General features: G+C 70.9%; 8 protein-coding genes. 6 read left to right on the top strand and 2 right to left on the bottom strand.

The genetic code is table 11. The features are described from left to right. Positions 1 to 95: 95 nt before the first annotated feature. On the bottom strand, positions 96 to 590 hold the full coding sequence (locus CCN29_RS21790; RefSeq protein ID WP_006134876.1) for a MarR family winged helix-turn-helix transcriptional regulator: 495 nt from the start codon (positions 588 to 590) through the stop codon (positions 96 to 98). 227 nt (positions 591 to 817) lie between these two features. Between CCN29_RS21790 and CCN29_RS21785 the strand changes: the two genes are divergently transcribed. Continuing rightward, positions 818 to 1,648, top strand: coding sequence for a lysozyme (locus CCN29_RS21785; protein WP_086683863.1), 831 nt, complete (start codon positions 818 to 820; stop codon positions 1,646 to 1,648). 96 nt (positions 1,649 to 1,744) lie between these two features. Here CCN29_RS21785 and lon read toward each other — a convergent pair whose 3' ends face one another. Continuing rightward, positions 1,745 to 4,168: an endopeptidase La gene (gene lon / locus CCN29_RS21780; RefSeq protein ID WP_086683860.1), complete on the bottom strand. Its 2,424-nt coding sequence runs from the start codon at positions 4,166 to 4,168 to the stop codon at positions 1,745 to 1,747. Between the two features lie 150 nt (positions 4,169 to 4,318). On the opposite strand from lon, the gene CCN29_RS21775 reads away from it, so the two are divergent. The 5 genes from CCN29_RS21775 to CCN29_RS21750 all read left to right on the top strand — a co-directional run bounded on the left by CCN29_RS21775 (position 4,319) and on the right by CCN29_RS21750 (position 11,329). After that, positions 4,319 to 5,008 carry a spermidine synthase family protein gene (locus tag CCN29_RS21775; RefSeq protein ID WP_006134879.1) on the top strand — a complete coding sequence of 230 codons (690 nt, stop codon included), beginning with the start codon at positions 4,319 to 4,321 and terminating at the stop codon, positions 5,006 to 5,008. Between the two features lie 125 nt (positions 5,009 to 5,133). Beyond that, a complete protein-coding gene (locus tag CCN29_RS21770; protein ID WP_006134880.1) occupies positions 5,134 to 5,874 on the top strand; it encodes a response regulator transcription factor in 741 nt (246 codons plus the stop codon). Beyond that, on the top strand, positions 5,871 to 6,980 hold the full coding sequence (locus CCN29_RS21765; protein WP_051792086.1) for a sensor histidine kinase: 1,110 nt from the start codon (positions 5,871 to 5,873) through the stop codon (positions 6,978 to 6,980). Before CCN29_RS21770 ends, CCN29_RS21765 begins: the two co-directional genes overlap by 4 nt. 291 nt (positions 6,981 to 7,271) lie before the next feature. Beyond that, the gene (locus tag CCN29_RS21755; RefSeq protein WP_031020541.1) at positions 7,272 to 11,060 is read left to right on the top strand and encodes a multifunctional oxoglutarate decarboxylase/oxoglutarate dehydrogenase thiamine pyrophosphate-binding subunit/dihydrolipoyllysine-residue succinyltransferase subunit; all 3,789 of its coding nucleotides are present in this window, start codon (positions 7,272 to 7,274) and stop codon (positions 11,058 to 11,060) included. Positions 11,061 to 11,149: 89 nt separating this feature from the next. Further along, on the top strand, positions 11,150 to 11,329 hold the full coding sequence (locus CCN29_RS21750) for a DUF6104 family protein (RefSeq protein WP_023586593.1): 180 nt from the start codon (positions 11,150 to 11,152) through the stop codon (positions 11,327 to 11,329). Positions 11,330 to 11,380: the final 51 nt, after the last annotated feature.

Raw genomic sequence — 11,380 nt, 5'->3', positions numbered from 1 at the left:
CCCCGTGCGGCCACCGGGGTGCCGGGATCTGTTGCGCGCAGTTCCCCGCGCCCCTTGGGGGGCTGCGGTGATCCCGCCTCTGAGGGGCGGAGCCCTTACTTATCTGATCCGCCGTTCAGGCGGTGCAGGAGGCGGGCCAGTTCGTCGACCTCTGTCGGGTCCCAGTCGGCGAGGCGGCCTGCGTAGCGGGCGCGGCGGGCCTCGCGGACGCGGCTCACGCGGCGGCGGCCCTCCTCCGTGAGGGTGACGAGCCAGGCGCGGCCGTCGGCGGGGTCGGGTTCGCGGCCGACGAGTCCGAGCTCTTCCAGGGCGCGCAGCTGGCGGGACATCGTGGCCTTGCCGACGCCGATGTAGGCGGCGAGCTCGGTGGCCCGCTGCCGGCCGCACTCCTCCAGACGGACCAGCAGACCGTACGCGGACGGCTCCAGGTCGGGATGGACCTCGCGCGCCATCTCCCCCTGACTGGCCCGGGCGCGCCGCAGCAGGACCGTCAACTCGCGTTCCAGCGCCAGGAACGCGGGCTGTTCCACGTCGGACGTGGGCTCCGGCGAGGCGGCGCGCTCCTCGCCGCCGTTTCCGTTGTCGTGCACGTTGGCCCCTGCCTCGGTTTCCCGTTCTGAAAGTTGTCGCCGAGTGGCGGCGTCGCCCCAGCTCCATAAGTATTTCGCAGGCGTAGACCAACGGCAGTGCGCGGCCTTCCCGCCCGCCGCCGCGGTCGGCGCCCGCAGTTTCTCTACCAGGCCCTCACGTGGCATGCCCACTACATGCGATGTGGGTCACATTCCGGGTTCGTCCCACGACCGTTCGGAGATGCGTCATGCCTGTGCACAGATCCCGATCCGTCCGTATACGCGCGCTCGGCACCGCCGGCGCCGTCCTGCTCACGCTGCTCGCCCTCCCCCAGACCTCCGCCGTCGCCGACGCCACCGCCCCCGCCGTCCCGCCGCGCGGCTCCGCGCACATGGGCATGGGCGTCGTCGCCCACGACGGCCAGGGCGGCCTGCCCACCGCCCGCTCCACCCAGACGGAGGGCGTGGACGTCTCCAGCCACCAAGGCAACGTCGCCTGGGGGACGCTGTGGAACAGCGGGGTGCGCTGGGCCTACGCCAAGGCGACGGAGGGCACGTACTACACCAACCCGTACCACGCGCAGCAGTACGACGGCTCCTACGACGTCGGCATGGTCCGCGGCGCGTACCACTTCGGCACGCCCGACACGGCGGGCGGCGCCGCCCAGGCCGACTACTTCGTGGACCGCGGCGGCGCCTGGTCCGCCGACGGACGCACCCTGCCGGGCGTCCTGGACATCGAGTGGAACCCGTACGGCGACGACTGCTACGGCAAGTCGGCGAGCTCGATGGTGAGCTGGATCCGCGACTTCCTGGACCGCTACCGCGCCCGCACCGGCCGCTCCGCCGTCCTCTACACCGCCACCAGCTGGTGGAAGCAGTGCACCGGCAACTACGCCGGCTTCGCCTCCACCACCCCGCTGTGGATCGCGCGGTACGCCTCCTCGGCGGGCGAGCTGCCGGCCGGCTGGGGCACGTACACGATGTGGCAGTACACCTCGACCGGCCCGACGGTCGGCGACCATGACCGCTTCAACGGCACCGTGGACCGGGTGCGGGCCTTCGCCGCCGGGAGCTGACCCGGCGACGGCGGGCACGGCGACGGCAGGCACGGCACGGGAAAGGCCCGGGCCTCCCTCACGAAGCCCGGGCCCTCCCTCATCCGGCGGCCCCCGTCACGCGGCCACCGGAACCTCCGGTGCCGCCCCGTTCGTCGCCGGGGACAGCGCCAGCTCCAGCACCTGGCGGACATCGGTGACGGCGTGCACGTCGAGCTTCTCCAGCACCTCCGCCGGGACGTCGTCCAGGTCGGGCTCGTTGCGCTTGGGGATGATCACGGTGGTGACGCCGGCCCGGTGCGCGGCGAGCAGCTTCTGCTTCACCCCGCCGATCGGCAGCACCCGCCCGGTCAGCGACACCTCACCGGTCATCGCCACGTCCGTGCGGACCAGCCGCCCGGAGAGCAGCGAGGCCAGGGCCGTGGTCATCGTGATGCCCGCACTCGGGCCGTCCTTGGGGACCGCGCCCGCCGGGAAGTGGATGTGCACGCCCCGGTCCTTCAGGTCGCCCACCGGCAGCTCCAGCTCGGCGCCGTGGCTGCGCAGGAAGCTCAGCGCGATCTGCGCCGACTCCTTCATCACGTCGCCCAGCTGGCCGGTCAGGGTCAGCCCGGCCGCGCCCGTCTCCGGGTCGGCCAGGGACGCCTCCACATAGAGGACGTCACCGCCCGCGCCGGTCACCGCGAGCCCGGTGGCGACACCGGGGACGGCGGTACGGCGCTCGGCCGGCTCCTGCGCGGACTCCGGCACGTGGTGCGGCCGTCCGATCAGGTCACGCAGGTCGCCCTCCGTCACGGTGAACGGAAGCTCCTGCTTCCCCAGCTCGTGCCGGGCCGCGACCTTGCGCAGCAGCCGCGCGATCGACCGCTCCAGGTTGCGCACGCCCGCCTCGCGCGTGTACTCGCCGGCCAGCTTGCGCAGCGCGCCCTCGTCGATCGTGACCTCGTCGCCGTCGAGTCCCGCGCGCTCCAGCTGGCGCGGGAGCAGGTGGTCGCGGGCGATGACGACCTTCTCGTCCTCGGTGTAGCCGTCGAGGCGGACCAGCTCCATGCGGTCGAGCAGGGCCTCCGGGATGGCCTCCAGGACGTTGGCCGTGGCGAGGAACACCACGTCGGACAGGTCGAGCTCGACCTCCAGGTAGTGGTCCCGGAAGGTGTGGTTCTGCGCCGGGTCGAGGACTTCGAGCAGGGCCGCGGCCGGGTCGCCGCGGAAGTCGGAGCCGACCTTGTCGATCTCGTAGAGCAGGACGACCGGGTTCATGGACCCCGCCTCCTTGATCGCCCGCACGATCCGGCCGGGCAGCGCGCCGACATAGGTACGGCGGTGGCCGCGGATCTCGGCCTCGTCGCGGACGCCGCCGAGGGCCACACGGACGAACGTGCGGCCCATCGCGTGGGCGACGGACTCGCCGAGCGAGGTCTTGCCGACGCCGGGCGGGCCGACCAGGGCCAGCACGGCGCCGCCGCGCCGGCCGCCGACCACGCCGAGGCCCCGGTCGTTGCGGCGCTTGCGCACCGCCAGGTACTCGGTGATGCGCTCCTTCACGTCCTCCAGGCCCGCGTGCTCGGCGTCGAGGACCGCCTGGGCGCCCTGGATGTCGTAGGAGTCCTCGGTGCGCTCGTTCCACGGCATCTCCAGGACCGTGTCGAGCCAGGTGCGGATCCAGGAGCCCTCCGGGGACTGGTCGGAGGAGCGCTCCAGCTTGTCGACCTCCTTGAGCGCGGCCTCGCGGACCTTCTCCGGCAGGTCGGCGGCCTCGACGCGGGCCCGGTAGTCGTCGGACTCCTCGGCAGCATCCTTGCCTGCCTCGCCGTTGAGCTCGCGCAGCTCCTTGCGGACCGCTTCGAGCTGGCGGCGGAGCAGGAACTCGCGCTGCTGCTTGTCGACGCCCTCCTGGACGTCCTTGGCGATCGTCTCGGCGACGTCCTGCTCGGCGAGGTGGTCGCGCAGCTGCTGGGTGGCGAGCTTGAGCCGGGCCACCGGGTCGGTGGTCTCCAGCAGGGCGGTCTTCTGTTCGGTGGTCAGGAACGGCGAGTAGCCGGAGTTGTCGGCGAGCGCGGAGACGTCGTCGATGGCCTGGACGCGGTCGACGACCTGCCAGGCGCCGCGCTTGCGCAGCCAGGCGGTGGCGAGCGCCTTGTACTCCTTGACGAGTTCGGCCACGTGCCCCGGCAGCGGCTCGGGCACCGACTCGTCGATCCGGGTGCCCTCCACCCACAGCGCCGCGCCCGGCCCGGTGGTGCCGGCGCCGATGCGCACGCGGCCCCGGCCGCGGATCAAAGCGCCCGGGTCGCCGTCGGCCAGCCGGCCGACCTGCTCGACGGTGCCCAGCACGCCGGTCCCGGCGTAGGTGCCGTCGACGCGTGGCACGAGGAGCACCTTGGGCTTGCCCGGTTCGTCGCGGGCGGCGGCCTGGGCGGCTTCCACCGCCGCCCGCACCTCGGAGTCGCTCAGGTCCAGCGGAACCACCATCCCGGGCAGGACGACCTCGTCGTCGAGCGGCAGCACGGGCAGGGCGAGCGGTGTGGACTCAGCAGCCATGATCTCCCCTTCGGCAGTCAAGTTGAGCTATGCCGACTCAATGCAGGGGAGCCCTCGAATGTTCCCCGTCCGCCGTTCGCTCTGAGCGATCACCGGGGCGGGCTTCGCGACCCCGGATCGCCGCGCGGGGGGACCTGCCAGGATGAACGCATGTCCACCCCGTACGACATTCCCGAAGCTCCCGAAGTCCTGGACCGCCGCGAGGGCCCGTACGGCGAGGTCGTGCTGCGCAGGCACGGCCGGCTGCTCCAGATCATCGCCAACGGCTGCTTCCTGATGGACACCTCCGACGGGCGCTCCGAGCGGCTGCTCGTGGACGCGGCGCTGGACGCCCTGGACCCGGACGCGGCGGACCCGTCGGTGCTGATCGGCGGGCTGGGCGTCGGCTTCTCCCTGGCGCACGCGGCCGGGCAGGCGCGGTGGGGACGGATCACGGTCGTGGAGCGGGAGCCCGCGATCATCGGCTGGCACCGCACCGGCCCGCTGGCCGAGCTCTCCTGCGTGGCGCTCGCCGATCCCCGGACGGAGATCGTCGAGCAAGACCTGATCACCTACGTCAATGAGACATCCGACACGTTCGACGCGCTGTGTCTCGACATCGACAACGGCCCCGACTGGACCGTCGACGAGGGCAACGAGGGGCTTTATTCGCCGGACGGACTCGCGGCTTGTGCAAGGGTGTTGAGGCCGCGCGGGATCCTCGCGGTATGGTCCGCCAAGCCCTCACCGGAATTCGAGGGAACCTTGCGGAATGCCGGGTTCCAGCAGGTGCGTACCGAAGAGATCCCCGTTGCCCGGGGCGTTCCGGACGTCGTGCACATCGGCGTCCGCCCTGGATAGCAAACCCGTGGTGACTCCCCGTACGCTGCTGCCCTGACGCGGATCATTCAAGCGTCAATCGCAGTGATGCGCAGACGACGGATCACCCCACGGATTCCGGAAAAAGCACACCTCAGGGGCGGGCGATGGAGCAGACACACACCTCCCACAACGGCACGGCGACGACCACCCCCGGCGCGCAGCGCAGGGTCCTGGTGGTCGAGGACGACGCGACGATCGTGGACGCCATCGCGACCCGCCTGCGTGCCGAGGGATTCCTGGTGCAAACGGCGGGCGACGGCCCGTCCGCGGTGGACACGGCGGAGGCCTGGCAGCCCGACCTGCTCATCCTCGACGTCATGCTGCCCGGCTTCGACGGCCTGGAGGTCTGCCGGCGCGTGCAGGCCCAGCGGCCGGTGCCGGTGCTGATGCTCACCGCGCGCGACGACGAGACCGACATGCTGGTGGGCCTCGGCGTCGGCGCCGACGACTACATGACCAAGCCGTTCTCCATGCGGGAGCTCGCGGCCCGGGTGCACGTGCTGCTGCGCCGCATGGAGCGCGCGGCCCTCGCGGCCACCACCCCGCGCAGCGGCATCCTGCGCCTCGGCGAGCTGGAGATCGACCACGCCCAGCGCCGGGTGCGCGTGCGCAGCGAGGACGTCCACCTGACGCCCACCGAGTTCGACCTCCTGGTGTGCCTGGCCAACACCCCGCGCGCGGTGCTCTCCCGCGAGCAGCTGCTGGCCGAGGTCTGGGACTGGGCGGACGCCTCGGGCACCCGGACCGTGGACAGCCACATCAAGGCGCTGCGCCGGAAGATCGGCGCCGAGCGCATCCGCACCGTGCACGGCGTGGGCTACGCCCTGGAGACGCCGACGCCATGAGCGGGGGTCCGGCGGGACGCGGACAGCGGAAGAAACAGCCCTGGGGCGGTGTGCGCCCCTTCTCGATCAAGACCAAGCTGGGCGCGCTGGTCGTCGTCTCGGTCCTGATCACCACCGGGCTGTCGGTGATCGCGGTGCACACCAAGACGGAGCTGCGCTTCATCACGGTCTTCTCGATGATCGCCACGCTGCTGATCACGCAGTTCGTGGCGCACTCCCTCACCGCCCCGCTGGACGACATGAACGCCGTCGCGCGGTCCATCTCGCACGGCGACTACACCCGCCGCGTCCGCGAGAGCCGCCGCGACGAGCTGGGCGACCTGGCGCAGACGATCAACGTCATGGCCGACGAGCTGGAGGCGCAGGACAGCCAGCGCAAGGAACTGGTGGCCAACGTCTCGCACGAGCTGCGCACGCCCATCGCGGGGCTGCGCGCGGTGCTGGAGAACATCGTCGACGGCGTGACCCGGGCCGACCCCGAGACGATGCGCACGGCCCTGAAACAGACCGAGCGGCTCGGCCGCCTGGTGGAGACGCTGCTGGACCTCTCGCGCCTCGACAACGGCGTGGTCCCGCTGAGGAAGCGCCGCTTCGAGGTGTGGCCGTATCTGTCGGGCGTGCTGAAGGAGGCCAACATGGTGGCCTCCGCCCGCGCGAGCATGGCCTCCGGCTCCGGCAGCCACACCCGTACGGACGTGCATCTGCACCTCGACGTCTCGCCGCCCGAGCTGGTCGCGCATGCCGACCCCGAGCGGATCCACCAGGTGGTCGCCAACCTGATCGACAACGCGGTCAAGCACAGCCCGCCGCACGGCAGGGTGACCGTGCGGGCGCGTGAGGGCGCCGAGCCGGAGTCGCTGGAGCTGGAGGTGCTGGACGAGGGTCCGGGCATCCCGCGCACCGAGTGGCACCGGGTCTTCGAGCGGTTCAACCGCGGCAGCGTCAACCGGCCGCACGGCCCCGGCAGCGACGGCGGCACCGGACTGGGCCTGGCCATCGCCCGCTGGGCCGTGGATCTCCACGGCGGCCGGATCGGGGTGGCGGAATCCGAGCGTGGTTGCCGGATTTTGATCACTCTTCCGGGCCCCTCTCCTACGTCGCGTTGACGTACAGTTCGAACCGGAGCCTCAAGATCCATCTGTGTTCGCCCAGGCGGGCACGTGTGATCAGGCACAGGGCCGCGTGCGGGGCGCGCCGGGCCCTGGTCGAGTGATGCCTGATACCGTCGGAAGAAGCGGAACCTCGCTTGTTTCCCGCCAATTCCAGCGCCGAAACACCCGCTGAGATGTGATGTGCACGACGTTGCACGGGCCCGGCCTGACCTTCTCGCGCAGGGAGGCGTAGCCTTTATTTCCGCTGTCCATCATCTTGCGAAGCGGAAGAGGGCGGTTGACGCCGTGTCGCCACAGTCCCCCAGTAACTCGAGCATCTCGACCGACACCGACCAAGCGGGCAAGAATCCCGCTGCGGCCTTCGGTGCCAACGAATGGCTCGTCGACGAGATCTACCAGCAGTACCTCCAGGACCCGAACTCGGTGGACCGAGCCTGGTGGGACTTCTTCGCCGACTACAAGCCGGGCGCTCCCGCGACCTCGGCTCCGGCGGGTGACGCGGCCGCGGGGGCCGCGGTGACCCCCACCGCACCGTCCCGGCCGGCCGCGCCCGCGCAGGCGCCCGCCCCGGCCGCGAAGCCCGCCGCCGCCCCGGCCGCCAAGGCCCCGGCGCAGGCTCCGGCCCCGGCCCAGCCGGCGAAGCAGGCCGCTCCCGCCGCCAAGCCGGCCCCGGCGAAGAAGGCCGAGCCCGCGGGCGAGGCCAAGACCGGCCCCGAGCAGGTCACCCTGCGCGGCCCGTCCGCCGCGGTGGCGAAGAACATGGACGCCTCGCTGGAGCTGCCCACGGCCACGTCCGTGCGCGCGGTCCCGGTGAAGCTGCTGTTCGACAACCGCATCGTCATCAACAACCACCTGAAGCGCGCCCGGGGCGGGAAGATCTCCTTCACGCACCTCATCGGCTACGCGATGGTGCAGGCCATCAAGGCCATGCCGTCGATGAACCACTCGTTCGCCAAGGTCGACGGCAAGCCCACCCTGGTCAAGCCGGAGCACGTCAACCTCGGTCTCGCCATCGACCTGGTCAAGCCCAACGGCGACCGCCAGCTCGTCGTCGCGGCGATCAAGAAGGCCGAGACGCTGAACTTCTTCGAGTTCTGGCAGGCCTACGAGGACATCGTCCGCCGCGCCCGCGACAACAAGCTGACGATGGACGACTTCACCGGCGTCACGGTCTCCCTGACCAACCCCGGCGGCCTCGGCACCGTCCACTCCGTGCCGCGCCTGATGCCCGGCCAGTCCGTGATCATGGGCGTCGGCTCCATGGACTACCCGGCGGAGTTCCAGGGCACCTCCCAGGACACCCTGAACAAGCTCGGCATCTCGAAGGTCATGACGCTCACGTCGACCTACGACCACCGGGTGATCCAGGGCGCCGCCTCCGGCGAGTTCCTGCGCCAGGTCGCGAACCTCCTGCTCGGCGAGAACAACTTCTACGACGAGATCTTCGAGGCCCTGCGCATCCCCTACGAGCCGGTCCGCTGGCTCAAGGACATCGACGCCTCGCACGACGACGACGTCACCAAGGCCGCCCGGGTCTTCGACCTGATCCACTCCTACCGGGTCCGCGGCCACGTCATGGCCGACACCGACCCGCTCGAGTACAAGGTCCGCAAGCACCCCGACCTGGACATCGTCGAGCACGGCCTCACCCTGTGGGACCTGGAGCGCGAGTTCGCCGTCGGCGGCTTCGCCGGCAAGTCGATGATGAAGCTGCGCGACATCCTCGGCGTGCTCCGCGACTCGTACTGCCGCACCACCGGCATCGAGTTCATGCACATCCAGGACCCCAAGCAGCGCAAGTGGATCCAGGACCGCGTGGAGCGCGGCCACACCAAGCCGGAGCGCGAGGAGCAGCTGCGCATCCTGCGCCGGCTGAATGCGGCCGAGGCCTTCGAGACCTTCCTCCAGACCAAGTACGTCGGCCAGAAGCGCTTCTCGCTGGAGGGCGGCGAGTCCGTCATCCCGCTGCTCGACGCGGTGCTGGACTCGGCCGCCGAGTCCCGCCTGGACGAGGTCGTCATCGGCATGGCCCACCGCGGCCGGCTGAACGTGCTGGCCAACATCGTCGGCAAGTCGTACGCGCAGATCTTCCGCGAGTTCGAGGGCAACCTCGACCCGAAGTCGATGCACGGCTCCGGCGACGTGAAGTACCACCTGGGCGCCGAGGGCACCTTCACCGGCCTGGACGGCGAGCAGATCAAGGTCTCGCTGGTCGCCAACCCCTCGCACCTGGAGGCGGTGGACCCGGTCCTGGAGGGCGTCTCGCGCGCCAAGCAGGACATCATCAACAAGGGCGGCACGGACTTCACCGTCCTGCCGGTGGCGATCCACGGCGACGCGGCCTTCGCGGGCCAGGGCGTGGTGGCCGAGACCCTGAACATGTCGCAGCTGCGCGGCTACCGCACCGGCGGCACCGTGCACGTCGTCATCAACAACCAGGTCGGCTTCACCGCGGCCCCCGAGTCCTCGCGCTCCTCCATGTACGCGACGGACGTGGCCCGCATGATCGAGGCCCCGATCTTCCACGTGAACGGCGACGACCCGGAGGCCGTCGTGCGCGTCGCGCGCCTGGCCTTCGAGTTCCGCCAGGCGTTCAACAAGGACGTGGTGATCGACCTCATCTGCTACCGCCGCCGCGGTCACAACGAGTCCGACAACCCGGCCTTCACCCAGCCGCTGATGTACGACCTGATCGACAAGAAGCGCTCGGTGCGCAAGCTCTACACCGAGTCCCTCATCGGTCGCGGCGACATCACCCTGGAAGAGGCCGAGCAGGCGCTCCAGGACTACCAGGGGCAGCTGGAGAAGGTCTTCACGGAGGTCCGCGAGGCCACCTCGCAGCCCGCCGCGGCCGCCCCGTCCGACCCGCAGGCCGAGTTCCCGGTCGCCGTGAACACCGCGGTGAGCGCGGAGGTCGTGAAGCGGATCGCCGAGTCGCAGGTCAACATCCCCGACCACATCACCGTCCACCCGCGTCTGCTGCCGCAGCTCCAGCGCCGGGCGTCGATGGTCGAGGACGGCACCATCGACTGGGGCATGGGCGAGACCCTCGCCTTCGGCTCGCTGCTCCTCGAGGGCGTCCCGGTCCGGCTCGCCGGCCAGGACTCGCAGCGCGGCACCTTCGGCCAGCGTCACGCGGTCATCATCGACCGCGAGACGGGCGAGGAGTACACGCCGCTGCAGTACCTCTCCGAGGACCAGGCGCGGCTGAACGTCTACAACTCCCTGCTGTCCGAGTACGCGGCCATGGGCTTCGAGTACGGCTACTCGCTGGCCCGCCCGGACGCGCTCGTGCTGTGGGAGGCGCAGTTCGGCGACTTCGTCAACGGCGCGCAGACCGTCGTGGACGAGTTCATCTCGTCGGCCGAGCAGAAGTGGAACCAGACCTCCGGTGTGGTCCTGCTCCTCCCGCACGGCTACGAGGGCCAGGGCCCGGACCACTCCTCGGCCCGCCCGGAGCGCTTCCTCCAGCTCTGCGCCCAGAACAACATGACGGTCGCGATGCCGACCTCGCCGTCGAACTACTTCCACCTCCTGCGGTGGCAGGTGCACAACCCGCACCACAAGCCGCTGGTGGTCTTCACGCCGAAGTCGATGCTGCGCCTCAAGGCCGCCGCGTCGAAGGCGGAGGAGTTCACGACGGGCCAGTTCCGCCCGGTCATCGGTGACGCCACGGTCGACCCCGCCGCGGTGAAGAAGGTCGTCTTCTGCGCCGGCAAGGTCTACTACGACCTGGAGGCCGAGCGGAAGAAGCGCGGCGTCACGGACACGGCGATCATCCGCATCGAGCGGCTGTACCCGCTGCCGGGCGCCGAGCTCCAGGCGGAGATCAAGAAGTACCCGAACGCCGAGAAGTACCTGTGGGCGCAGGAGGAGCCGGCGAACCAGGGCGCCTGGCCGTTCATCGCGCTCAACCTGATCGACCACCTGGATCTGGCGGTCGGCGCCGACCTGCCGCACGACGAGCGTCTGCGCCGCATCTCGCGGCCGCACGGCTCGTCCCCCGCGGTCGGGTCCGCCAAGCGCCACCAGGCCGAGCAGGAGCAGCTGGTGCGTGAGGTCTTCGAGGCGTAGTCCTCCGGGTCCTCCGGCGGTACGCGCGGGCCGCACCCCTCTCACGGGGGGTGCGGCCCGTCCGTTTTCCCGCACATATCCTTGTCCTCATGTACTTCACGGACCGTGGCATCGAGGAACTGGAGAAGCGGCGCGGGGAGGAGGAGGTCACCTTCGAGTGGCTCGCGGAGCAGCTCCGCACCTTCGTCGACCTCAACCCCGACTTCGAGGTCCCGGTGGAACGCCTGGCCACCTGGCTGGCCCGCCTGGACGACGAGGACGAGGAGTAAGCCCTCCCGCGTCCCGCGCGCCGCCCCGCCGCTCCCCGCAAGCCGCTCCAC

The sequence above is a fragment of the Streptomyces pseudogriseolus genome, from assembly GCA_002154585.1.
GTDB classification, from domain to species: Bacteria; Actinomycetota; Actinomycetes; order Streptomycetales; family Streptomycetaceae; genus Streptomyces; species Streptomyces pseudogriseolus.
This window is presented reverse-complemented; position numbering and strand designations above follow the sequence as displayed.

Excerpts from the sequence above, each read along its gene's own strand:
- CCN29_RS21785 (WP_086683863.1), top strand. The coding sequence starts at position 818 with ATGCCTGTGCACAGATCCCGATCCGTCCGTATACGCGCGCTCGGCACC.
- lon (WP_086683860.1), bottom strand. The coding sequence starts at position 4,168 with ATGGCTGCTGAGTCCACACCGCTCGCCCTGCCCGTGCTGCCGCTCGAC.
- CCN29_RS21775 (WP_006134879.1), top strand. The coding sequence starts at position 4,319 with ATGTCCACCCCGTACGACATTCCCGAAGCTCCCGAAGTCCTGGACCGC.
- CCN29_RS21770 (WP_006134880.1), top strand. The coding sequence starts at position 5,134 with ATGGAGCAGACACACACCTCCCACAACGGCACGGCGACGACCACCCCC.
- CCN29_RS21765 (WP_051792086.1), top strand. The coding sequence starts at position 5,871 with ATGAGCGGGGGTCCGGCGGGACGCGGACAGCGGAAGAAACAGCCCTGG.
- CCN29_RS21750 (WP_023586593.1), top strand. The coding sequence starts at position 11,150 with ATGTACTTCACGGACCGTGGCATCGAGGAACTGGAGAAGCGGCGCGGG.